Annotated in this window: 19 protein-coding genes; 7 read left to right on the top strand and 12 right to left on the bottom strand. The window is 71.4% G+C overall.

All coding sequences use genetic code 11. The features are described from left to right. Window positions 1-198: 198 nt before the first annotated feature. The 3 genes from rsmG to OHS58_RS37150 all read left to right on the top strand — a co-directional run bounded on the left by rsmG (window position 199) and on the right by OHS58_RS37150 (window position 2,884). A complete protein-coding gene (gene rsmG, locus OHS58_RS37160; RefSeq protein ID WP_328645529.1) occupies window positions 199-879 on the top strand; it encodes a 16S rRNA (guanine(527)-N(7))-methyltransferase RsmG in 681 nt (226 codons plus the stop codon). 86 nt (window positions 880-965) lie between these two features. Continuing rightward, entirely contained in the window at window positions 966-1,889 is a 924-nt protein-coding gene (locus tag OHS58_RS37155) for a ParA family protein (RefSeq protein WP_442788264.1), read from the top strand. After that, complete coding sequence (locus OHS58_RS37150; RefSeq protein ID WP_326945424.1) at window positions 1,886-2,884, top strand: ParB/RepB/Spo0J family partition protein; 999 nt, start codon at window positions 1,886-1,888, stop codon at window positions 2,882-2,884. Before OHS58_RS37155 ends, OHS58_RS37150 begins: the two co-directional genes overlap by 4 nt. A gap of 177 nt (window positions 2,885-3,061) precedes the next feature. Here the strand turns inward: OHS58_RS37150 and OHS58_RS37145 are convergent, their stop codons facing one another. Together OHS58_RS37145 and OHS58_RS37140 are read right to left on the bottom strand one after the other, a co-directional pair. Next, a complete protein-coding gene (locus tag OHS58_RS37145) occupies window positions 3,062-4,006 on the bottom strand; it encodes a D-alanine--D-alanine ligase family protein (protein ID WP_247059635.1) in 945 nt (314 codons plus the stop codon). 33 nt (window positions 4,007-4,039) lie between these two features. After that, entirely contained in the window at window positions 4,040-5,359 is a 1,320-nt protein-coding gene (locus OHS58_RS37140) for an aminotransferase-like domain-containing protein (RefSeq protein ID WP_328645528.1), read from the bottom strand. A 212-nt stretch (window positions 5,360-5,571) separates the two neighbouring features. On the opposite strand from OHS58_RS37140, the gene OHS58_RS37135 reads away from it, so the two are divergent. Next, the gene (locus OHS58_RS37135; RefSeq protein ID WP_326945422.1) at window positions 5,572-6,216 is read left to right on the top strand and encodes a GNAT family N-acetyltransferase; all 645 of its coding nucleotides are present in this window, start codon (window positions 5,572-5,574) and stop codon (window positions 6,214-6,216) included. A 216-nt stretch (window positions 6,217-6,432) separates the two neighbouring features. Here the strand turns inward: OHS58_RS37135 and OHS58_RS37130 are convergent, their stop codons facing one another. The 9 genes from OHS58_RS37130 to OHS58_RS37090 all read right to left on the bottom strand — a co-directional run bounded on the left by OHS58_RS37130 (window position 6,433) and on the right by OHS58_RS37090 (window position 17,847). Continuing rightward, window positions 6,433-7,581 (bottom strand): N-acetylmuramoyl-L-alanine amidase, encoded by a 1,149-nt coding sequence (locus OHS58_RS37130; RefSeq protein ID WP_247059629.1) that lies wholly within the window; start codon window positions 7,579-7,581, stop codon window positions 6,433-6,435. 280 nt (window positions 7,582-7,861) lie between these two features. Continuing rightward, entirely contained in the window at window positions 7,862-8,185 is a 324-nt protein-coding gene (gene trxA, locus OHS58_RS37125) for a thioredoxin (RefSeq protein WP_020642536.1), read from the bottom strand. Window positions 8,186-8,219: 34 nt separating this feature from the next. Then, complete coding sequence (gene trxB / locus OHS58_RS37120; RefSeq protein WP_247059627.1) at window positions 8,220-9,212, bottom strand: thioredoxin-disulfide reductase; 993 nt, start codon at window positions 9,210-9,212, stop codon at window positions 8,220-8,222. Between the two features lie 79 nt (window positions 9,213-9,291). Then, on the bottom strand, window positions 9,292-10,098 hold the full coding sequence (locus tag OHS58_RS37115) for a hypothetical protein (RefSeq protein ID WP_326945421.1): 807 nt from the start codon (window positions 10,096-10,098) through the stop codon (window positions 9,292-9,294). Continuing rightward, window positions 10,095-10,718, bottom strand: coding sequence for an RNA polymerase sigma factor SigM (sigM, locus tag OHS58_RS37110; RefSeq protein ID WP_247059624.1), 624 nt, complete (start codon window positions 10,716-10,718; stop codon window positions 10,095-10,097). The genes OHS58_RS37115 and sigM overlap by 4 nt, the downstream gene beginning before the upstream one ends. 31 nt (window positions 10,719-10,749) lie before the next feature. Then, window positions 10,750-12,342 carry a protein kinase family protein gene (locus OHS58_RS37105; RefSeq protein ID WP_442792244.1) on the bottom strand — a complete coding sequence of 531 codons (1,593 nt, stop codon included), beginning with the start codon at window positions 12,340-12,342 and terminating at the stop codon, window positions 10,750-10,752. A 79-nt stretch (window positions 12,343-12,421) separates the two neighbouring features. After that, complete coding sequence (gene murJ, locus OHS58_RS37100) at window positions 12,422-14,293, bottom strand: murein biosynthesis integral membrane protein MurJ (protein WP_326951721.1); 1,872 nt, start codon at window positions 14,291-14,293, stop codon at window positions 12,422-12,424. Window positions 14,294-15,154: 861 nt separating this feature from the next. Continuing rightward, entirely contained in the window at window positions 15,155-17,308 is a 2,154-nt protein-coding gene (locus tag OHS58_RS37095; protein WP_328645527.1) for a DUF6049 family protein, read from the bottom strand. Then, window positions 17,305-17,847: an NUDIX hydrolase gene (locus OHS58_RS37090; RefSeq protein ID WP_247059621.1), complete on the bottom strand. Its 543-nt coding sequence runs from the start codon at window positions 17,845-17,847 to the stop codon at window positions 17,305-17,307. The genes OHS58_RS37095 and OHS58_RS37090 overlap by 4 nt, the downstream gene beginning before the upstream one ends. A gap of 99 nt (window positions 17,848-17,946) precedes the next feature. Between OHS58_RS37090 and OHS58_RS37085 the strand changes: the two genes are divergently transcribed. The 3 genes from OHS58_RS37085 to OHS58_RS37075 all read left to right on the top strand — a co-directional run bounded on the left by OHS58_RS37085 (window position 17,947) and on the right by OHS58_RS37075 (window position 21,689). Beyond that, a complete protein-coding gene (locus tag OHS58_RS37085; RefSeq protein ID WP_326956457.1) occupies window positions 17,947-19,389 on the top strand; it encodes a CCA tRNA nucleotidyltransferase in 1,443 nt (480 codons plus the stop codon). A gap of 101 nt (window positions 19,390-19,490) precedes the next feature. Continuing rightward, window positions 19,491-20,825, top strand: coding sequence for a sensor histidine kinase (locus tag OHS58_RS37080; protein WP_247059618.1), 1,335 nt, complete (start codon window positions 19,491-19,493; stop codon window positions 20,823-20,825). A 12-nt stretch (window positions 20,826-20,837) separates the two neighbouring features. Continuing rightward, window positions 20,838-21,689, top strand: a complete 852-nt coding sequence (locus OHS58_RS37075) for a class I SAM-dependent methyltransferase (RefSeq protein WP_326945416.1) — start codon at window positions 20,838-20,840, stop codon at window positions 21,687-21,689. On the opposite strand, the gene OHS58_RS37070 is transcribed toward OHS58_RS37075, so the two are convergent. Further along, entirely contained in the window at window positions 21,690-23,597 is a 1,908-nt protein-coding gene (locus OHS58_RS37070; RefSeq protein WP_328645526.1) for a TNT domain-containing protein, read from the bottom strand. Between the last annotated feature and the right edge of the window lies 1 nt (window position 23,598).

Raw genomic sequence — 23,598 nt, 5'->3', positions numbered from 1 at the left:
GGCGAATTACAGCCGTGATGTTTCACGTGGAACGCGCACCGGGGCCGGCGGTGGCGGGGTGGTGTTTCACGTGGAACGCGCCGCTGGGTGAGTGGAGTTGTCCACATCTGCGGTCTGTCGGCTCGTTTTCGCGTCGACATCAGGGACAATCGCTGGAGCGCCGTTTCACGTGAAACGCGCGGACTAGGAGTAGCCGGAGTGAGCTTGGAGCAGGCCGCAGGTGCGGTGCGGACCGCGGCGGAGCGAGTGTTCGGTGCTCACGTCGACCAAGCGGCTGGGTATGTCGAGCTCCTTGCGAGCCATGGGGTTGAGCGTGGGCTGATCGGTCCGCGGGAAGTCGAACGGCTTTGGGAACGGCACGTGCTCAACTCGGCGGTGATCGGCGAGCAGATGCCTGAGGGGGCTCGCGTCGTCGACGTCGGGTCCGGGGCGGGGCTTCCGGGTGTGCCGCTCGCCATCGCTCGGCCGGACCTCGATATCGTCTTGCTCGAACCTATGGCCCGCCGGGTGGACTGGCTGGCCGAGGTGGCCGAGAAGCTGGAACTCCCGATCACCATCGTCCGTGGACGCGCGGAGGAGCGGCCTGTGCGTGAGCAGCTCGGTGGCGCTGACATCGTCACCGCTCGCGCGGTCGCCCCGCTGGCCCGGCTCGCGGACTGGTGCTTGCCGCTGGTTCGTCCCGACGGCTTCCTGGTTGCCCTCAAGGGCGCCAGTGCGGCGGACGAGATCGAGCGGGACGGTGCCGCCATCAGGAAGGCAGGCGGCGCCGACCCGATGATCGTGGAGTGCGGTGTGGCAGTACTAGAGGTCCCCAGCACGGTCGTGAAGATCCGTCGCCAGTCGTCGAAGACGGCTCAGGTGCGGAGCAGGAAGCGCTAGCGCAGACAACGGGCCGCGGTGTTCCACGTGAAACGACGCGACTCGTCCATCGACCAGACGTCTATATGGAGGAGGTGTCGAGACCGGTGAATCCCCCGCCGTCCGACTCCACGGAGACCAGCCACGACGTGGGCTGGACGCCGATCGCCGAAGAAGCCACCCGCGCCGCTCGGCTGTTGCACCCGGATGGGTCGCTGCCGCGGCCTGGCCGTCGCCGCGTGATGACCGTGGCCAACCAGAAGGGCGGCGTCGGCAAAACCACCAGCACGGTCAACCTCGCCGCTGCGCTCGCCGTTCACGGGCTCAAGACGCTCGTCGTCGACCTCGACCCGCAGGGCAACGCGAGCACCGCGCTCGACGTCGACCACCGGTCCGGAACGCCCTCCATCTACGAAGTGCTCATCGGCGAGGTGACGCTCGCCGAGGCGGCGCAGCCGACCGAGCAGTCCCCCAACCTCTTCTGCGTCCCCGCCACGATCGACCTCGCCGGCGCCGAGATCGAGCTCGTCTCGATGGCGTCGCGCGAGTCGCGGCTCAAGGAGGCCATCTCCTCGGAGATCCTCGACGAGATCGGCGTCGACTACGTCTTCATCGACTGCCCGCCGTCGCTCGGCCTCCTGACGGTCAACGCGATGGTCGCCGCGCAGGAGGTGCTCATCCCGATCCAGTGCGAGTACTACGCGCTGGAAGGGCTCGGGCAGCTGCTGAGCAACATCGAGCTCGTGCAGCAGCACCTCAACCGCGAACTCCGCGTCACGACGATCCTGCTCACCATGTACGACGGCCGGACCAAGCTGGCCGACCAGGTGACGAACGAGGTGCGGAACCACTTCGGCGACACCGTCCTGAAGACCGTCATCCCCCGCAGCGTGAAGGTGTCGGAGGCGCCCGGGTACGGCCAGACCGTGCTCGCCTACGACCCCGGTTCGCGCGGGGCGCTGAGCTACGTCGACGCGGCGAAGGAGATCGCCGAGCGAGGTGCACTCATGGAAAGGGGTAGTTCCACATGACCGAGCGCAGAGGAGGGCTGGGGCGCGGCCTCGCCGCCCTCATCCCCACCGGGCCCACCGGCGGCGCCCTCCCCGCGCCCAGTGACGGGTCGGCGGCGGACAAGAAGGCGGCCGACGAGAAAGGCTGGTTCGCGGCGAACGGCCAAGCGAAGCAGCACAGCGGCGAGGTCGCCGGGGCGGTCTACCGCGAGATCCCGGTCGGCTCGATCAAGCCCAACCCGAAGCAGCCGCGGCTGGCCTTCGACGAAGAGGCGCTCGCCGAACTCGAGCACTCGATCCGCGAGTTCGGGCTCATGCAGCCCATCGTGGTTCGCGAGCTCGGGAACGACGAGTACGAGCTCGTCATGGGCGAGCGGCGGCTCCGGGCGTCGCAGCAGGCGGAGCTCGAAGCGATCCCGGCGATCGTCCGGCAGACCGCCGACGAGTCGATGCTGCGCGACGCGCTCCTGGAGAACATCCACCGCGTCCAGCTGAACCCGCTCGAAGAGGCGGCGGCGTACCAGCAGCTGCTCGACGAGTTCGCGGTCACGCACGAGGAGCTGGCGAGCCGGATCGGCCGCAGCCGGCCGGTCATCACCAACACCATCCGGCTCCTCAAGCTCCCCCTGCCGGTGCAGCGCCGGGTCGCCGCGGGCGTCCTGTCCGCCGGGCACGCGCGTGCGTTGCTGTCGCTGGAGGACGCCGACAGTCAGGAAGAGCTCGCCGCGCGCATCATCGCGGAGGGCATGTCGGTCCGGGCGACCGAGGAAGCCGTCACGCTCAAGAAGAGCGAGAAGCCGGCCAAGCCGAAGCCCGCGCCGCGCAAGCCGATCCAGGCGCCCGGACTCCAGGATCTCGCCAACCGGCTTTCGGACCGGTTCGACACCCGCGTGAAGGTCGACCTCGGCCGGCGCAAGGGGCGGATCGTGCTCGAGTTCGGCTCGGTCGACGATCTCGAGCGCATCGTCTCGATCATCGACGCGAATGGGGCGAATCAGACACCGGAAACCGATTAGGGATCACCCCAGGGTGTTTCGTCACGGTGATGATTGCTCCACGCGGTTGCGGCGACCACGTCCGGTGATGATCGCTCGCGACGCCAAAAGGCTGTGACAGTCGGGGCTCCGCCACCCGGAGCCCCCGCGAAAAAGGCCACCACGGAAATTCCGTAGTGGCCTTTCGCGTACGAGGAATCAGCGGGAGATCGCGCGTCCGATCAAGTCGGCGAACACCGTGCCGAGCGACTTGCCCGCCGCGTCGATCGCCATCGGGACCGTCGACGTCTCGGTGAGTCCGGGTGACGGGTTCACCTCGAGGAAGTGGACCGTGCCGTCTTCGGCGACGATCGCGTCGGTCCGGGAGATGTCCCGCAGTCCGAGGACGCGGTGTGCGGCGACGGCGAGTTCGGCCGCCGCCTTGGCCGCGGCGTCGTCGAGGCGGGCCGGGGTGAAGAAGTCCGTCAGGCCGGCGGTGTAGCGGGCCGTGTAGTCGTAGACGCCGCTCTCCGGCACGATCTCGACGGCGGGCAGGGCCTCGGGACCGTTCTCGCCCTCGATGACCGTCACAGCCACCTCGACGCCGGCCACGAACCGCTCGGCCAGAACCGTGTCGCCGTAAGCGAAGCAGCCGACCATCGCCGCGGGCAGTTCCGCCGCTTCGCGCACCACCTGCGTGCCGAGCGCCGAGCCACCCTGGTCCGGCTTGAGGATCAGCGGCAGGCCGAGCTGCTCCACCATCGCGTCGAGCACCGCCTGGGCGCCGAGCTCGCGGAACGTGCTGTGCGGCAACACGACCCAGCCCGGCGTCACGAAGCCGGCGTTCTCGATGAGCGCCTTGGCCGTCGGCTTGTCCCACGCGCGGCGGCAGCCCTGGGAACCGGTGCCGACGAACGGCACGTCCAGCATTTCCAGCACCGTCTGCACCGAGCCGTTTTCGCCTTCACCGCCGTGCAGCGCGACGACCACGGCGTCCGGGCGCTGCGTGCGCAGGCGCTCCAGCAACCCCGCGTCGGTGTCCCACTCCTCGATGCCGAGGCCTTCGGACTTGAGCGCCGCGGAGAGCCGTCGCCCGGACCTCAGCGAGACGTCGCGTTCGTGCGAAAGTCCGCCGGCGAGCACGGCAACGGTACGGTCGACCACCGTGGAAACTCCTTAGCTGGATTAAGAAAAGACTCAGACCGTGTCGGGAGACGGGTTCGGCGGTCCCTGGATCTGGCGCGCGCTCACGTTACCGAAGGTGCGCGCGAGGTCCATTTCGGACTCCAGCACGGCGGCCAGCCGCCGGACGCCTTCCCGGATGCGCTCCGGTGTCGGGTAGCAGTAGGACAACCGCATCTGGCGGCTGCCGAAACCGTCGGCGTAGAAGCCGGTTCCGGACGCGTACGCCACCCGCGCGGTCACCGCGCGCGGCAGCATCGCCTTGGTGTCGACGCCCTCCGGCACCGTCACCCAGACGTAGAACCCGCCGTCCGGCTTCGTCCACGAGCAGCCCGGGGGCAGGTACTGGTCGAGCGCGGACAGGATCGCGTCACGCCGCTCGCGGTAGTTCTCGCGGAACTTCTTGATCTGGCCCTTCCAGTCGTGCGTGGCCAGGTAGCGCGACACGATCAGCTGGTTGAGGGTCGGCGGGCACAGCGTCGCCGACTCCGCGGCCAGCACGAGCTTTTCGCGGACGGCGTGCGGCGCCAGCACCCAGCCGACGCGCAGACCGGACGCGAACGTCTTCGAGAACGAGCCGAGGTACACGACGTTGTCCGGGTCCGTCGAGCGCAGCGCCGGGTAGGTCTGCCCGTCGAAACCGAGTAACCCGTACGGGTTGTCTTCGACGACCAGGACGCCGTGCTCGCGGCAGATCTCCAGGATCTCCGCGCGGCGCTCGACGGCCAGCGTGACGCCGGCGGGGTTGTGGAAGTTCGGGATCGTGTAGAGGAACTTGACGCGCCGGCCGGCCTTCTCCGTCTGGCTCAGCGCCTCGCGCAGCAGTTCCGGCACCAGGCCGTTTTCGTCCATCGCCACGTGCACGACCTGCGCCTGGTACGCGGCGAAGGAACCCAGGGCACCGACGTAGGACGGGCCCTCGGCGATGACGACGTCACCCGGATCGCAGAACAGCCGCGTGACCATGTCCAGGCCCATCTGGGAGCCGACGGTCACCACGACGTCGTCCGGGTGCGCCTTGATGCCCTCCAGCGCCATGATTTCGCAGATCTGCTCGCGCAGCGCCGGGACGCCGTGCGCCGAGCCGTACTGCAGGGCCACCAGGCCGTCTTCGGCGATGATCTCCGCCACCTGCGCCGAGAGCGTGTCGAGCGGGAGCGCGGCCAGGTTCGGCATGCCGCCGGCGAGGGAGACCACCTCGGGCCGGCTGGCGACCGCGAACAATGCCCGGATCTCGGAGGCGGTCATCCCGGCGGTGCGCGCGGCATACCGCTCGAGGTGCGGGTCGAGGTTCTGACGGCCGCTGTGCGGCTTGCTGGGGCGGTTCTCGGTCATCGACGATTCACCCGGGGGTCGGTGGACACGGTCCGCTCCCGCGCGGGAGCGGTAGATCCATCGAGTGTAACCGGGGCCTGTCGAGGACCCCTGACCTTTCGGTGCTTCTCACATCGGCCTACCATCGACCATGGCTCCCGGGTTCGTGCTGTGGTTCCGCGCGGCTTGACGGCGGAGGAGCCCACCGGGAGCGCAGGTCAGGGAGGTCGCGGGTGTCGCGTCGCGTCGTGGGCGTCACACTGGACAACCTCGAGCATCTGCCGAAGAGCTGTCGCAGGTGCGTGTACTGGGAACTGGCTCCGCACCTGAAGAACCAGGCCGAGGAGTTCGGCGCCACCGAGGTCGAGAAGGAAGCCTGGGTCTCGAGCGTGCTGCTCGAGTGGGGTTCTTGCGGCCGCATCGTCTACAGCGACACGCTGCCGGTCGGGTTCGTGCTGTACGCCCCGCCGAACGCCGTCCCGCGCTCGCTGGCCTTCCCGACGTCCCCGCCGAGCGCGGACGCGGTGTTGCTGACGGCCTTCCAGATCCTCCCGGAGTTCCGCGGCGGCGGCCTCGGCCGGATGCTCGTCCAGGCGGTCGCGAAGGACCTCACCAAGCGCGGCGTCCGCGCCATCGAGGCGTTCGGCGACGCGCGTCCCGACGAGTCGGACCCGGACGGCGGCCACAGCTGCGTGCTGCCGTCGGCCTTCCTGCAGAGCGTCGGCTTCAAGACCGTCCGTCCCCACCAGAAGTGGCCGCGCCTGCGCCTCGAGCTGCGTTCGGCGATCACCTGGAAGGAAGACGTCGAGGCGGCGCTGGAGCGGCTGCTCGGCCAGGTCACGATCACCACGGCCGAGCCGATCCTCGGCCGCGCCTGACCTGCCGCAAACGTTTGCGCCGGAGCTCCGGCGCGGCTGGAACACGGATTCCGTCGTGTGTGCACAGCTGTGGAAGAAGTGCCGAGTTATCCACAGAGCCCTGATAGGCGCGGTGGAAAAGCTGTGGATGACTGCACCGAAACCTGGGGACGGCGCATGCGCGTCCCCAGGTGTGGTGGAGCAGATGAAGATGAGCCGCTAGGGGTTGTGGTCGCCCTACTCGGCCTTCGCGAGTTCGTGCGCGAGGACGTCTGCGAAGGTGAACGTGCCCGTCGGCTGGTCGCCCTCGCCGAGCAGGTACAGGCGCTTGACGGCGATCAGGATGCCCTCGGCGACGATGTCGCGGAAGGCCGGGTCGCCCAGCTTGCGGCTGTCGTCCGGGTTCGTCAGGTAGCCGATCTCGACCCGGACGGCCGGGCAGCGGGTGCGGGTGAAGATGTCCCACGACTTGTAGTGCGTGCGGTTGTCCTGCAGGCCCGTGCGGGCCGCGACCTCACGCTGGATGAAGCCGGCCAGCAGCTCGCCCACGGTCGACGTCGTGCCGTTGCCGTTGCCGAAGTGGAAGCTCGCGACACCCTGCGCGCGCGGCGACGGGTTCTTGTCGCTGTGCAGCGAGAGGAACAGGTCGGCGCCCGCGTCGTTCGCGAACTTCGCGCGCTCCAGCTCGGTGGGGCTGTGGTTCGGGCCGCGGGAGATCAGCGCCTCCATGCCGGTGGCCTTCATCCGGCCTTCCAGGCGGCGCGCGAGGTCCCACGCGATGTCTGCCTCGCGGAGCCCGCCGGCGACCACGCCGAGGTCGTCGCCGCCGTGGCCGGGGTCGATCACGATGCGCTTGCCGCGCAGCCGGGGACCGGCCTGGCGCACCTGCTCCTGCTCGCGCAGGAACACGGGGCGGCCGCCCCGGGCCCGCGGCGAGGACAGGCGGTGCAGCTCTCGGATGGTCGCGGGGCCGCACATGCCGTCCGGCGTCAGGCGCATGTCGCGCTGGAACGTCTTGAGGGCGCGCTCGGTCGCCGCGCCGAAGTAGCCGTCCGGGCGGCCGGCGTCGAAGCCGAGTTCGGTCAGCCGCTCCTGCAGCGTGAAGACGTCGTCACCCTGGATCGGGGCCGCGATCGTGTACGACAGCAGCCGGCTGCCCAGGTGGTAGCTGGCGCCCTTGAGCGCCTGGAAGGTGGCCTGACCCACGATGCCGTCGGTCATCAGCCCACGGCTCTGCTGGAAGGCCCGTACGGCGTTCTCGACGGCGACATCGAACGTGTCGTAGGCGTCGGTACCGGTGACCGGCGGGAGCAGGTCCATCCCGGCCAGGATCGACCTGATCTCGGCGACGTCCGGACCGGCGTCACCGCGGCGGAGTACCCGCATGCACTCCTCGCTCTTCCTCAGGCACCGATTGGGGGTTCGGTGCGTGGCAAAACTTCGGGGAAAACCATCACTGGGACGGGCCCAGGTCCTCTATTGTGCCTTGCGAACTCTCGGTGACACCGCAGGCCCGGTCGGTTCGTCAAGAGCCCGTTCGTGGCGTCCCGGTGGTGGCCCTCGTCACCCAGGATTCACCCACACCGGTGAGATTCCCCCGAACGACGAGAACCCGGGGCCCACGGGAGGGTTCCCGCAGGCCCCGGGTTCGCCGGGCTTGTTCGGTTCAGAGAACGTCGGCGAGGTCCGACAGCAGCGCGGCCTTCGGCTTGGCGCCCACGATCTGCTTCACCGGCTTGCCGCCCTGGAACAGGATCAGCGTCGGGATGGACATCACCTGGTAGTCACGCGGCGTGTTCGGGTTCTCGTCGATGTCGATCTTGGCGATGGTCAGCTTCTCGCCGTTCTCCGCCGCGATCTCCTCGAGCACCGGGGCGACCATCTTGCACGGCCCGCACCAGGTGGCCCAGAAGTCGACCAGAACGGGCTTCTCGCTGGTCAGGACCTCGTCGACGAACGTCGCGTCGGTCACCTTCACGGTGTTGGACATGGTTTCTCCTTCAGGTGGGTGTTACGCCGGAAAGTCAGTTGGTGCCCGCGCCGTAGCCGCCGCCGACCAGCTCGGCCGCCTCGTGCGCGTCCGAGTCGCCGTGCTCCGCGAGCCAGCGTTCCGCGTCGATCGCCGCGCTGCAGCCGGAGCCGGACGCGGTGATCGCCTGCCGGTAGGTGCGGTCCACCAGGTCACCAGCGGCGAAAACGCCGTCCAGGTTCGTGTAGGAGCTGCGGCCCTGGGTGATGACGTAGCCGTCCTCGTCCAGGTCGACCTGCCCGCGCACCAGCGCGCTGCGGGGGTCGTGCCCGATCGCGACGAAGAAGCCCGACACGTCCAGAGTCGACTCGGAGCCGTCCTGGGTGTCCTTCAGCTTCAGGCCCTCGACCTTGTTGTCCCCGACGACGCCGGTGATCTGCGAGTTCAGCTTCCACTTGATCTTCTCGTTCGCGCGGGCGCGCTCGAGCATGATCTTCGACGCGCGGAACTCCTCACGCCGGTGCACCACGGTGACGGACTTCGCGAACTTCGTCAGGAAGGTCGCTTCCTCCATCGCCGAGTCGCCACCGCCGGCGACCACGATGTCGTGATCGCGGAAGAAGAAACCGTCACAGGTCGCACACGCCGACACGCCGCGCCCGAGCAGCTCCTGCTCACCGGGCACGTTCAGGTACCGTGCCGCGGCACCCATCGCGAGGACGACCGCGCGGGCGGCGTAGCGCTTGCCGTTCGCGGTCACGTACTTGACCTCGCCGGTCAGCTCGACCGACTCGACGTCCTCCGCGCGCAGCTCGGCGCCGAAGCGCTCGGCCTGCTTGCGCATCTCCTCCATCAGGTCCGGACCCATGATGCCGTCGCGGAACCCGGGGAAGTTCTCGACTTCGGTCGTCGTCATCAGCGCGCCACCGAACTGCGTGCCCTCGAACACCAGCGGTTCGAGTTGCGCCCGCGCCGCGTAAACGGCAGCGGTGTATCCGGCAGGACCCGATCCGACGATGATCAGGTTCCTGATGTCTTCGGCAGCCACCCGTGACCTCCGCTCGTAGTGACCCGTGTACCAGGCTCAACACGATCGTAGGTGGCCATGTTCCCAGTGGTGACAGCCGCTACTTCTCCCCGACGACCTTGTCGAACAGGACGGCCGGATTTCCCGGTCCGCAGTCCGCGCCGAAGGCGACCAAGCGGAACTGGGCCAGCTTGCCGGTGGTCAGGATGATCAGCACCCCGGCCTTGCCGCCGACGTTCACCGGGCGGATGCCTTCGGGCCGCACCTTCGGGTCCAGTCCGGCGGCTTCGACGCAGGCGTCGAGCCGGTCCTCGGTGCCCAGCGGGCCGAAGTCGCGGACGCCGACCGCCTTGCCGACCAGGGCCTGGGCGCCGCTGCCGTCGGCGCCGACCGTCGGGCCGGACGGTGCCGGGGCCGCGACGTTCGGGGTGCCGCTCTGCTGGGACGTGCTCGGGATCGCGACCGTCACCGCGACGACCGCCGCGGCGGCCGCGGTCAGGACGCCGGCGGCCCAGCCGAGCCGCTTGTTCCGGCGCCGCCGGGCGGCCGCGAGGTCCACCACTTGGGCGTCCCCGGCCCCGGTCTGCTCCGGTGCCGGCGCGGTCCGCTGCTTCGACTGTGCTTGTCCAAGAAATGCGGCGGCCACTTCCGCGGCCAGGGCCGCGTCGAGCCGTGCCGCGAACTCCGCCGGCATCGGCGGCGCGGGTGCCTCGGCGAGCGAGGCCAGGTCGGCCTGCGTCGCGTCGAGGGCGTCCAGGATCGCGCGGGCCTCCGGGTCGGCGTTGACGACCGGCCACAGCTGCGCGGCCCGGTCGTCGTCCAGCACGCCGGCGTGGAGATCGGCGAGCACGTCGACAGACCAGGGCGGACCGACGGTCCCCCCGATCCCCCGGCTTTCGTCCGTCATCGTCCCTCCCCGCTACCCGGCTGGCGCCCGGCCCGTTTGCTTTCGTGAGTTGGGACGTTCGCAATCGCATCGGGGTTCCGCAGGTGTCCGAGAACCTTCGCGAGTTTTCCGCGCCCCCGGGCACATCGGCTCTTCACCGTGCCCTCGGCGATGCCGAGCATCTTCGCCGTCTCGGCCACGGAATAGCCCTCGACGTCGACGAGCAGGATGGGCGCGCGCTGGTCTTCCGGCAGCTGGGCGAGCGCTTCGCGCACCAGCAAGCTGGTCTCGCGCTCGGCCATCGAATCGCGCGGGGTGGCCGGCTCGTTGAAGCCGGTTTCCGGCAGCGGGACGGTCGGGCGGGCCTGGCGGCGGCGGATCCGGTCGAGGCAGGCGTTCACCACGATCCGGTGCAGCCACGTCGTGACCTGTGACTCGGCGCGGAACTTGCCGGCGGCCCGGAACGCCGAGATGAACGCGTCCTGCAACGCGTCGGCGGCTTCCTCCGGGTCGCGGACCGTGCGCAGGGCGACCGCCCACATGCGGTCGCGATGTCGCTGGACGAGTTCGCTGAACGCATGAGGGTCCCCCGCGGCGTGAGCCGCTATCAGATCCGCATCCGTGGGAGCTGCAGCTGTCACCCGCGAGAGCCTACTGACCCTGTCGGGTGCGTCACCCCGCAGGCAGGAAGGACAGGTCCGCGATCTGGGTCAGGAACTGGCCGTCCTCGCCGCCCAGCTGGGTGATCCAGACGATGAAGTACTCACCCTGGGTGGGCTGAGCCAGCGGGATCGTCGTGTCGCCGTCCTGCAGGTCGCCGTTGCCGACCACCTTCGTGTCGGCCAGGTCCGGGTTCTTCTCGGTCGCCGAGCGGATCTCGACCTTGGTGCCCGCGGTGCCCCCGGAGACCTTGACCTGGCTCAGGTTGATCGGGTCCTTGAAGGTGACGACCAGCCCGACGCCCGACTTGATGACGGGGAACTGCTGCTTGTACTTCTCGGTCCGCCAGGCCGTCTCGGGCTTGCCGTCGGTCGCGTACCGCGCCCGGGCGGTGTTGTCGCCCTTGCCGTCCGGGTTGTAGACGGCGATCGCCTGCGGGGCCACCGCGGCACCGACCGCCGGCGACGGCGGGGGCGCGGGCTGGCTCGACGCCGGCGGCTGCCCGGCCGGCTGGCTCGACGCGGGCGGCGCCGCGACGTTGATCGTCGGCCCGGTCGCCTTCGAGTCGCCCTGGAAGACGTTTATCAGCATCAGCCCGCCCCAGGCGAGGATGACGACCGTGGCGACCACCAGCACGGTGACGCCGAGCGCGAGCTTGCGCCGCCGGGCGACGTCCTTGACCGGCTTCTTCGTGGTCCAGACGGTGCCCTCGGTCTCGGCGGCCGGATCACCGCCGACGGCCTTGATCAGCTGGGTGCGCTCTTCCTCTTCGGCCACCTGCTCGAGCATGCGGAGGATGGCCGCGCTGGTGCGGATGCCGCCGTTGCCGCCGTCCTCGATCGTGCGGACGGCCAGCGACGACAGGTCGGCGGGCACGGTCGGGATGAGCTGGCGCGGCGGGACGATCCGGCCCTGCGGGTTCAGCGGCGCCGCCGGGATGGCGGGCGGGCCGCCGGGCAGCGCCCAACGGCCGGTGAGCAGCAGGTACAGCACCGCGCCGAGCGCCTTGACGTCGTCGCGCAGCGTCGCCTCCGGCAGCGGGCCGGGGAACGCGAGCTTCAGCGCGCCGTTCGGCGTCAGCCGGAGCCGCTGGGGGTGGTCGAGGCCGAGGACCAGACCGTTCTGGTGGGCCTGCTCGACCGCTTCGGCCAGCGCCTGCACCATCCGGGCGGCCGCGCCGGGCGCCACCGGGCGCTGCGCGACGAGGTCGACCAGGTCGCTGCCCTTGGTCCATTCCGCGACGACGACGCCGAGCAGGCCCTCGCTCGACGTGATGCCGCTGCCGAGCGCGAGCACGTCGAGCACGCGGGCGACGCCGCCGTGGCCGAACTTCGACGCGTGCGTCGCGCGTTCGAGGGTGCGGCGCGCGAGCCGCGCGGCTTCCGGGTCCGCCGGGTCGCCGACCAGCAGGGTCAGCGCGACGTCCCGCTTCAGCTGGCCGTCCCGCGCGCGCCACAGGTGCGCGTCACCCCGCTCGTCCACGCCGAACTGTGCGAGGAGGCGGTAGCGGCCGTCGCCGACCACACGTCCGGGGGCCAGCGATCCGACCTGGGCCTTGCCCACGTGGTTCGCACCCCCTGCCTGTTCGCTGCGCCTCGTATCCACCCGCACTCTCCCGTTAGCTCCCCGCGTCGAGGGTACCCAGAATACGACGCGGGAGTCGTAGGCAGCCGTACCGGAATCGTTACCCCCGCTTGATCAACCGGGTGAACCTGCTCGTGGCCGGCTGCAGCTCCTCCACCTTGAGCGCCATCAGGACGCCGAACGAGACCACGATGCCGACGACGCTTTGCAGCAGAAGCTTCACCCAGGCCCCGAAAGTCGGCCCGAACGAGTCCGGGACGACCTTGCCCACGACCCACGCCGCGGCCACCCCGAGCCCGCTCGCCACGACCGTGAACAGGATCACGCCGATGATGCGCTTGCTCCGCAGGTTGCCCAGCGTCACCCAGAGCCACACCTGGCCGAGGATCGCGCCGACGACGAACGTCAGCGCGTTGACCATCATGACGCCCAGCACGACGTTGTCCGGCGTCAGCAGCACCGGGCACAGGTACAGCAGCGGCACCTTGACCAGTGTCATCACGATCATGATCAGCGTCGGCGTCCGCGCGTCCTTCATCGCGTAGAACACCCGCATCTGGAGCATGACCAGCGCGTACGGCAGCAGCGCGAACGCCGAGATGGCCAGCGCGTCGCCGAGCCGCTCGGCGGTCTCGACCGTGCCCTTGCCGAACGTGAACAGCGCGATGCCGATCGAGCCGCCGACCACGGTCATCACCGCGGAGATCGGCACGAGCATCACCGTCGAGATCCGCGACGCGTAGGACAGGTCGCCGATCAGCTTCTTGTGGTCGCCGTCGGCGGCCGCGCGGCTCATCCGCGGCATGATCGCCGTCAGCAGCGAGACGCCGATGACGCCGTACGGCAGCTGGAAGAGCAGCCACGCGTTGCTGTAGGCCGTCACACCGCCGGGGGAACCGCTGGTCAGGACGCGGGTGTTGATCGTGTAGCCGATCTGGCTGACCGCGACGTAGCCGAGGATCCAGAGCGCGAGACCGCCGAACTCCTTCATCTGCTTGTCGAAGCCCCAGCGCCACTTGAACCGGAAGCCCGACCGCAGCAGCGGCGGGACCAGCAGGATCGCCTGGGCGACGATGCCGGCGGTGACGCCGATGCCCAGCGTCAGCACCTTCGGGTCGGTGAGCGACGGGTGCGCGGTGTCGATGTCGCCCGGCATGACCCAGACGACCATGATCGTGAAGATGACCACCAGGTTGTTGATCACCGGTGCCCAGGCCGTCGGCCCGAAGATCTGCTTGGCGTTCAGCACCGCCGAGAGCAGCGCGAACACGCCGTAGAAGAAGATCTCCGGCAGCAGCAGGTAGGCGAACGCCGTGGTCAGCCCGGAGCTGGCCTTGCCGGAACCGTCGACGTAGAGGCTCGTGAACGCCGGCGCCGCGACGACCGCGACCGCCGTGCCGACCAGCAGCAGCGAGAACGCGACCGTGATCAGCCGCTGGGTGTAGGCCGCGCCGCCGTCGGGCTCGTCCTGCGCGCGCACCAGCAGCGGCACCACCACGCTGGCGAGCACGCCACCCATCAGCAGCTCGAAGATGATGTTCGGCATCGTGTTCGCGACGTTGAACGAGTCGTTCGCGATGCCCTGGCCGATCGCGCCGACCAGCAGCAGCTTCCACAGGAAACCGGTGATCCGGCTGATCAGCGACGCGATGGCCATCCGGCCGGACGCCTTCGCGAGCGACGGCGCCTTCGCCGGGGCCGCGGCCTCCGTGCCGGGTTCGACCGGCTTGACGAGCGGCGTCTTGATCGCCGGCATGACCTGGGTGGCCAGCGCGTCGTAGGGCCGCATGACGTCGGGGTCGGCGACCGGCCAGCGGGAGGCCATCGGGACGCCGGCGGTGCGCGGGATGAACCGCGTCGCCTCCGGGTCGACGGGCCGCTGGGCCTCCTCCTGCCACGGCCGGACCGGCGCCGGACGGCGGGGCGCGCGGCCGCGCGGCGGCACCGGGATGCCCGGGGGCGGGGTGCCCATGGCCGGGTTGCCCGCGGCCGGCGTGCCTGGCGGCGGGGTCGCCGGCGGTGCGGCGACCGGCGGCGTCACCGGCGGGGCCGGCTGCGGCAGCCGCCCCTGGTGCGACGGCGGGCCCTGCGGTGGCGGGCCCGGCGGGTTCTGCGGCGGTAGCGGCGGCACCGGCTGGACGCGGGTGGGTGCCGGACCGGCGGCGGCGCGCGGCGGTTGCCCGCCACGCGGCGGCTGGAGCGGTGGCCCCTGCGGGGGCGGGCCCTGCGGCGGCGGGACGCGGCGCGGCGGCCGGTCGTCCCTTGGCGGGTGGTCGTCGCGCGGCGGACGCTCGCGGACCGGGCGCTCGTCGTGGACCGGCCGGTCGTCCCGTGGCGGGCGCTGGCGGTCGTCCTGGACCGGCGGCTTGCCGCGGGCCGGGCGCCCCTCACGCGGTTCCTCGCGCAGGGCGCGGTCGTCCCGGGGAGGACGGCCGTCGCGTGGTTCGTCACGCGGCGGGCGGCCTTCGCGGACCGGCCGGTCGTCGCGCGGCGGACGCCCCTCGCGGACCGGCTGGTCCTCGCGGGGCATTTGGCGCGTCTGGCCGTTGCGGGGCGGCTGGCGGCGGCCGCGCTCCGGTGGCGGAGGCGGCTGCTGCTTCGGCGGCGGCTGGCGGCGGCCCGGTTGCGCCGCTCGTGGCGGCCCGTCTCCCCGCTGCGGGGGCGGGGCGCCTTCGCGCCGAGGACGACTCGCACGCTCGGGGGGTAAGCCCGGCTCTCTCTCCAACGCGTGCCCAATCCTCAGTGCTCGGTCCCCGGTGCCGCGGCCCGTTCGCCGCGCACGTGCGGACCCAGGGTAATCGGGAACCGCCCGGAACACTCGAAGGCCGAGAGATCAGTCCACTGCGTCCCGGCCGGCCTTCGCGTCCTTCACCCGCCGGTAGATGCGCCGGGAGGCGAGCAGAAGCAGGGCCGCACCTGCGGCGACGGTCGCGATGATGGTGATCGCGCCGTATTCCGTGGACGTCAGTTCGAACCGCGCGGATGACCCGAGCGGGGTATCCGTGGGGGTGCGCAACGACACATCCACGCTGAACCGGCCGGCCCGCAGCGCCTCGACGGGCAGGAAGTAGTTCTTGCCGCCGCCCGCCGGGAAGAACCAGGCCTTGGCGTCGTCGGAGCGCAGGCCGGTGTTGTTGGTCAGGACGAACCGGGCGTTGATCCCGACCGGCAGGTCGTTGCTGACGTACACCGGCAGCGGCGAGTTGCCCGAGGCCAGCGCGATCGTCTGCTTCGGCTGCGAGACGGACACCTGCTCGCTGATCGCCGCAAGGTCGGCGCGCGCGTTCGCGGTCGCCGCGTCGGCGGGCAGGCCCCGCCACGCGGTGGACGCGCCCCGCAGCTCGGCCAGCCGGACCGGCGCGACGACGTCGTCCGGTTTCACCCGTTTGGTGGGATCCAGCTGCATCGCGGCGGCCAGGCCGGTGGTCTTGTCGTCGAGGGTCGACAGCGTCGAGACGAGGGCGGGGTCGGCCGCCGCGGCCGGGTCCTGGCCGCCGTCGCCGACCGGGCCGGAGCCCTCCGGGTCGGCGGCCAGCAGCGTCGGGAGCGAGGTCGCCGTGACGAGCCCGGCGTCGAGGTAGTTGCCGACCTGCAGCAGGTACGCGGTGAGCTCGGCGGCCGGGGCGGCCCAGCGGCGCGGCGGCGCGACCAGCAGGTGGTCCGGCCGCTGCTGGCCGGCGGGCAGGCCGAGGCCGGCGCGGAAGGCGAGCGCGCCGAGGCCGTTCTGGCTCGCGACGGCCGCCTCGGTGGTGGCCGGCATGGTGACCGAGTCGGGCACGGTCGGCACGCCCGTCATGGCCGAGGAGACGAGTGAGTCGGTCGGCTGCGCGCGGACGGTGCTGCCCTGCACGGTGACGCCGCCGCCGGCCGCGGCTGGCGCGAGCTTGCCGGCGTCGGTGAGCACCGTGCGGATCCCGGCCTGCGACAGCGCGGTGAGGACGGCGTCGCCCGGCGTGCCGTCCGGCCAGAGCACGCCGGTCTGCGGCGTGGCGCCGGTCAGCTGCTGGATCACGGCCGCGCCGGAAGCCGCCTTGGTGACCAGCGCGGGGTCGCCCGGGCGGATCCGCGAGACGGCGTTCAGGTCGGCGTCGGCGAAGGGCAGGGCCACCACGCACCGGCTGCCGACCAGCGAGCGCAGCGCGGCCAGCCACGTCTGCGCGGTCCCGGCACCCTTGCCGTCGACGTTCCCGGCGTCGGTGTGCACCTGGTAGCCGCGGCTCATCGCGTCGACGGTCGCCAGCAGGTCCGGGTCGAGTGCGAAACACATCGACCTGGCCAGGTTCGAGTCGCCCTGCACGGCCGTGTGCGCGGCCGTGACCAGCGCGTTCAGCCGGCCGTCCGGGCCGATCTCGTCGGCCAGGCGGTCGTCGGCCAGCACCGGCCTGCCGCCGAGCGGCGCCGCGTAGACGTGCGGGACGCTGCTGGTCAGCGGCCAGAGCAGCGTCATGCTCGGCGCGCCGGACGCGTGCGTCGCCTGCTTGCCCGGGCCGGCCAGCACCGGCATCAGCATGCTGACCGCGCCCAGCCGGGCCGGCCCGCCGAACTCGGGCGTGCCGTTGACGTTCACCAGCAGCGGGTAGACGCCGGGCTTGCCGAACAGCGCCGCGCGCTGGCCGGTCAGGGTCACCGAGATGTTCAGCGGCGCGGTCTGCCCGGGCTCCAGCGCGTCGGCGACGGCGGTGAAGTCCGTCAGCGGGCTGTCCTTGATGACCGCGCCCGACAGGACCTCGCCGATCCCGCGTTCGGTCGTCTGCCGCTCGCCGACCTGCAGCCGCACCTGCGGCCGGTTGACCTTGCGGTCGCCGGTGTTGGTGACGCTGCCGGCGACGGTCAGCGTCGTCGTCGAGCCGGTGATCACCCGCGGGTTGAGCTCGTCGAGCTCCACGCGCAGGCGGGCGCCCTCTTCCGCGTGGGCCACCGTGGCGCCGGCCAGGGCGGGGACGGCCAGGAAGAGGACGGAAAGGAAGGCTGCGGCGAACCGCTTCACTCGGGGGCTCCCTCAGGGGCGTGCTCGTCTCGTCCGTGGACGTCCGGGCGCGCTAAAAGTTCCTTGGCTTTCCGGACGAGCTTCCGCTCGTCGGAATACGCGAGTTTGGTCTCCAGCTCGGCCAGCGGGACCCAGGCCACCTCGGTGACCTCGACGTCTTCGTCGGACAGCTCACCGCCGAGCGCTTCGAGCAGGAAGTGGTGCACGGTCTTGTGGATCCGCCGCTTCTCGGCGACGAACCAGTAGTCGATGGTCCCCAGTGGCCGCAGGACCCGCGCGGAGATGCCGGTCTCCTCCTTCACCTCGCGCACGGCCGTCTGTTCCACTGTCTCACCGTCCTCGATGTGGCCCTTGGGCAGCGACCAGAGCAGTCTGCCGTGCCGGTCGAGCCGGCCGATCAGCGCCGCCTGTTCGCGCGCCGCGTCCAGCACGAGGCCACCGGCCGACGTCTCGTCGACCGTGGTCAGGCGCCTGCCGCGCTGCCGCCTCCGCCGCCTCCGCGGCTTCGAGGCGCCGGGGCGGCCGGCTGATCCAGACATGCTGCGATGCTAGAGCAAACGGTTGCCCCGGTAGGCTGGCTCTCCGTGTCCTGTCCGGTGGTGCCTGTAGTAATCGCACCCGAAAGTAGTGGGTTTTACGTGAACGACGTGGTCGCCAAGCAGAACGCGGTGGTGGAGCGGATGCAGGTCCCGCCCCTGGCGGAAGAGCTGGCGGAAAGGTTCGCCAGGTCCGGTCACCGGCTGTACCTCGTCGGTGGCAGCGTGCGCGACGCGCTGCTCGACCGGCCCTCCGGCGACCTCGACTTCACGACGGACGCGCGGCCGGACCGCGTGCTCAAGATCGTCAGCGACTGGGGCGACGCCGTCTGGGACGTCGGGATCGCGTTCGGCACGGTCGGCGTGACGAAGAAGGGCATGCAGCTCGAGATCACCACGTTCCGCGCGGACACCTACGACCGCGTCGGCCGCAACCCCGAGGTCACCTTCGGCGACACCATCGAGGGCGACCTCCTGCGCCGCGACTTCACGGTGAACGCGATGGCCATCGAGCTCGCGTCCAAGACGTTCATCGACCCGCACGACGGGCTGCACGCGCTGGCCGAGCGGGTGCTCGACACGCCCGCGACGCCGCAGGAGTCGTTCGCCGACGACCCGCTGCGGATGCTGCGGGCCGCGCGCTTCGCCGCCCAGCTCGGCTTCACCGCCGCGCCGCGGGTGATCGACGCGATGACGTCGATGGCCGAGGAGATCGACCGGATCACCGCCGAGCGGGTGCAGGCCGAGCTGGCGAAGCTGCTGCTGGCGGCCGACCCGCAACCGGGCCTGGAGCTGCTGGTCGACACCGGGCTGGCCGAGCGGGTGCTGCCCGAGGTGCCCGGGATGCGGCTGGCGATCGACGAGCACCACCAGCACAAGGACGTCTACCAGCACTCGCTGACCGTGCTGGCCCAGGCGATCGACCTGGAGTCCTCGCACGAGCCGACGTCGGAGCCCGACCTGATCCTGCGGCTGGCGGCGCTGCTGCACGACGTCGGCAAGCCGGCGACGCGGGAGTTCCAGGCCGGCGGCGGCGTGAGCTTCCACCACCACGAGGTGGTCGGCGCGCGGATGGCCCGCAAACGTTTGCGGGCGCTGAAGTTCTCCAAGGAGATCATCGACGACGTCTCCCAGCTCGTGTTCCTCCACCTGCGGTTCCACGGCTACGGCAAGGGCGAGTGGACGGACTCGGCGGTCCGCCGGTACGTCACCGACGCCGGCCCGCTGCTGAGCCGGCTGCACAAGCTCGTCCGCGCCGACTGCACCACGCGCAACCGCAAGAAGGCGGCCGCGCTGCAGGCGACCTACGACGACCTCGAGGCCCGCATCACCGCGCTCAAGGCCAAGGAGGACCTCGACCGCGTGCGGCCGGACCTCAACGGCGAGCAGATCATGGAACTGCTCGGCCTCCGGCCGGGGCCGGACGTCGGCAAGGCGTGGAAGTTCCTCAAGGAGCTGCGGCTGGACCGCGGGCCGCTGGAGCACGACGACGCCGTGGCGGAGTTGAAGAAGTGGGCGAGTGCGGAGGGAATCGGCAACTCCTGACCAAACTTCGGTGAATTCCGTAGAACGCTGGACCTCGGCGCCACGGATTGGGGATACTCCGGACCTCGGCTCACCGATGTGACCAGGGAGTTGTCTGCGCGATGTCCACTGAAGCGCCCGACTCGCCGAAAGCGGTGGGCGGCGGGAGCTTCTTCGTGGCGCTCCTGCGGCAGGGTGCGCCGGCCATCGCGACGGCCACCAGCGAGCTGTCGGAGGAGATCGGCGACCCGACCCCGATCCACGCGCTGAAGCGGATCTCGAAGATGGCCGGCCCGATCGACCCGGCCCAGCGCGACGGCCTGCTGCTGCGCGCCACCCGGTACGTCGTGCTCATCCCGCTCGCCTACCGGCTGCTCGCCGTGCCGGGCCAGTTCGGCGTCCACGTGATCGAGCACGGGACGACCGGGTTGCTGCCGGTCGGTGTGTTCACGCTGCTCTCGGTCGTGCTGAACGTCGTCGGCTTCCGCTGGATGCTCCGCTCGGCGCCGTTCCACGGCCGCGACGCGGGCAAGCTGCTCGCCGTCGACATCGCGTTCACCGTGCTCTCGCCGCTGGTCCTCGCGCTGACCGTGCCGCGGGAGGCGTACTTCGACGCGCTCGCGGTCAGCAGCGTCCACCTCTTCGGCGAGGCCGGGCTGCTGACGCTCGCCCTCGGCGTCCCGGCCGGCCTGGTCTTCGCGCTGATCAGCTTCCCGCTGCGGATGCTGGCCAACTGGCTCAACACCGGCCAGTTCCACGTCGACGCCGCGTTCTCGACGTACTCCGCGCTGCTCGCGCTGATGTTCCTGGCCACCGCCGGGCTGGTGCTCACCGGGCTCGGCACCCGGCTGGCGCTGGCCTACGGCACCCGCAACGGCCGGCTCGCCGAGCGCGCCCAGCAGCACCGGATGCTGCACGACACCGTGCTGCAGACCCTCGAGGCGATGGCGCTGTCCGGCACCACGAACCCGCAGGAGCGGCTGGTCGAGATCCAGCGGCTCGCCCGGGCGCAGGCGATGGAGATCCGCCAGGAGATCGAGTCGGCGGCGTCGGAACGCGCCGAGGCCGGCGCGCGGCCGCTGGGTGAGAAGCTCGCCACGCTGGCCGCCGAGATGGCGCGCGACGGGCTGCGCGCCCAGCTCGTGGTGGCCGAGCTGGACGACGACACGCTGTCCGAGGTCCGGCAGATCGCCATCCGCGACGCCGTCCGCGAGGCCCTGCGGAACACGATGAAGCACTCCGGCACCGACCGGGTCGTCGTGCGCGTCGAGGCGCGCGACGGCGGGATCGCGGTCATCACCCGCGACCACGGCACCGGCTTCAGCCCGGCCGACCGCCCGGCGGGCTTCGGCATCAGCGAGTCGATCACCGCGCGGCTGGCCGAGGTCGGCGGGACGTCGCTGGTGGAATCAAGCCCGGGCGGGGGAACGCGGGTGACGCTGTGGGTGCCGTTCTGATATTCCCTTGGCATGACCTCGATCGAGCTGCTCGCCGACGCCCTCGCCGCCTACCGCGCCGGTGACCGCGAGCAGGCCACCGACCTCGCCGGCCAAGCCGGCCGCGACGGCTCCTCACTGGCCGACGAGCTGCGGACCTACCTCGCCGGCGACGGCTCCGCGCCGGTGTACGACGCGCCGAGCGCGTTCACGGCGTTCATCCGCGGCGGCGGCAACGTGGGCCTCTACCGGGCGCTGAGCGCCGAGCTCGCGGCCCGCTACGACGCCGGGAAGCCGGAGTCGCTGCTCGACCTCGGCTGTGGTGACGGCCTGGCCGTCGTGCCCGCGCTGGAGCAGGCGACGCACGTGCCGAGCCGGATCGACCTGGTCGAGCCGTCGGCCGCGCTGCTCGAAGGCGTCCACGAGCGGGTGCCGGCGGCCCAGTGCTGGCAGTCGACCGCGCAGGAGTTCCTGGCCCGCGACGACCTCGGCTGGGACTTCGTCCAGTCGACGTTCGCGCTGCAGTCCATCGAGCCGGAGCAGCGCGCGGAGGTGCTGCGCGCGATCCAGCTGCGCGCCGGGACGCTGGTGCTCGCCGAGTTCGACGTCCCGGAGTTCACCGAAGGCTCGCCGGAGCACCTGCGCTCGCTCGTCGAGCGCTACGAGCGTGGTGTCGCGGAGTACGGCGAAGACGCTTCGCTCGTCGCGCAGGGTTTCCTGCTGCCGGTGCTGCTCGGCCTGGTCGCCGGGCCGGAGCGGACGAACTGGGAGCACCCGGCCGCGGCCTGGGTCGAGCAGCTGAAGACGGCGGGCTTCACCGACGTCGGCGTCGAACCGCTCGCCGACTACTGGTGGTCGCCCGCCGTCCTGATCACGGCTTCCTGATCACACCCGGCTCAGGGAGCCCGTCTCGAGGTGCTGGGCGATCGGCCGCGGCAGCAGGTACGCGACCGCACCGCCCGGCATCCCGCTCCACGGCGCGGTGACGCCGGTCAGCACCCGGATGGACCGCAGCACCCGGTACTGCCGCTTCTCCCGCTCGCGCTCGAACGCCAGCGACGTCTCGACGAACCGCGTCGCGTCGGCGTGCACCAGGTTGCCGGTCTCGTTGCCGAACCGGACGACCTGCGTGCCCGGCGGCAGGACGATCAGGCGCTTGCCGCGGTAGAAGTTCAACGGCGGTTCGCCGCGCATCGGCAGGATCGGCCAGTCGGCGGGCTGGTCGGACTCCTCCGCCGGGCGCGCCGGCAGCATCAGCAGCACGCCGAGCAGGAACCGGGCCGCGTCACCGAGCGAGGTGAACGCCACCGGCTCGTCGGCGGGCGGCCGGGAGACCTCCCAGCCGTTCTCGGCTCGGCGCAGCGTCCAGACGCCTTCGGCCGGCACCTCGTTCGCGCCGATCCGGTAGGTCGCGGCCGGCACGCCGTGCTCGGCGAGCCGCTGCTGGAGCAGCTCCAGCGTCTCCGCGCCCTTCAGGTTCCGCACCTGCTCGCCTTGGGCGACGCGGGTGAGCGCGCGGTCGTCGGGCAGGTCGGCGGCCGTTTGCGGCGGCCGCGGGTGCCCGGCGACCTCCGCCTCCGCCGTCGCCCGGACGAGCTCGCCGACGAACGGCGGGCGGAACCCGGCCGCCCGGACGTGCTCGACCAGCTCCGGCTCCGGCGGCACCCCGTACTTGCGCAGGTAGTGCGGCACGGCGGCGGGCCAGATCCAGGTGCCGTCGGTGTGGAACGCGTTCGGCACCTCCGGCTTCGCGCCCGGCACCCCGAAGATGTCCGGCAGCGGCGTCGGCCGGTGCAGCGCGACCGGCGCCCGGAACAGGTAGTCGAGCACGCCGCGGACCTGGTCCGGCGGTACCGGCGGCCGGTTGACGACCGGGCGTTCGCCCTCGGCGTGCGAGTCGGCCGCCCTGGCGAGCCGGAAGGTCAGGTCGAGCGGGAGCCCGGCGCGCGCGGTGAGCCACGACGGCAGGTGCTTCGCCGACCGCGGGAACGTCGCCAGCTCCAGCTCGTAGGCCGCGGTCGACGGCCGGCCGCCGTCGTTCGGCGGGACCCGCCACTCGGGCTCGCGGTCGGCGTCGAAGTCGAAGTCGAACTGCGAGGCCGAGTCGAGCGTGAACGTTCCCTGGAACCACGTCCCGGACTCGGGCTGGTACATCGACGCGCGCAGCCGCGCGAAGAGCCCGCCGAGGCGCGGGACGGCGGGCAGCGAGACCGAAACCGGCCCGTCCTCGTCGCCGACCGCGCGCAGCTCGATCTCGGCGTAGTCGCCGACCTGCCGGAACTGCGCGCCGACGCGCGCCCAGCCACCCGGCACCGTGTGCAGCAGCGTCCGTCCGATGGCCCGCAGCAGCGCGTTCTGGTCGCCGTCGCCCGGCTTCGGGCGCGCGTCCGGCGCTTCGGTGAAGTCCTGCCGCGCCTGCCAGATCGACTGGACGCGCTTCGCCGGCACGGTCACCGAGAAGTCGGTCAAGCCCAGCTGGGCCGCGCGCGCGGCGTCGTCGCGGACCCAGCGCAGCGTCAGCTCGGGCCGCTCGCCCGGAGCGACCTCGAAGACCTCGTCGTCGTACTCGCAGAAGGTGCGCAGCGTGAACGTCGACGGCACCTCGCTCGCCGGCACCACCCGCGCGGGACGGCCGTCCTGCTCCTTGTCGAAGCCGTCGGGTGCCTCGTCGTCCGGCAGCACGGACAGCAGCACCGTGCCGTCCGTGGTGGAGCGTTGCGCGCGGAAGGTCCCCTCACCCCACGCGGCGTACAGGCCGTCCGGGCGTTCGGCGACCTCGACCCGGTAACGCACG

The organism is Amycolatopsis sp. NBC_00348, from assembly GCF_036114655.1.
Classification (GTDB): domain Bacteria; phylum Actinomycetota; class Actinomycetes; order Mycobacteriales; family Pseudonocardiaceae; genus Amycolatopsis.
The sequence above is the reverse complement of the archived record's forward strand: the minus strand, read 5'-3'. Positions and strand labels throughout refer to the sequence as shown.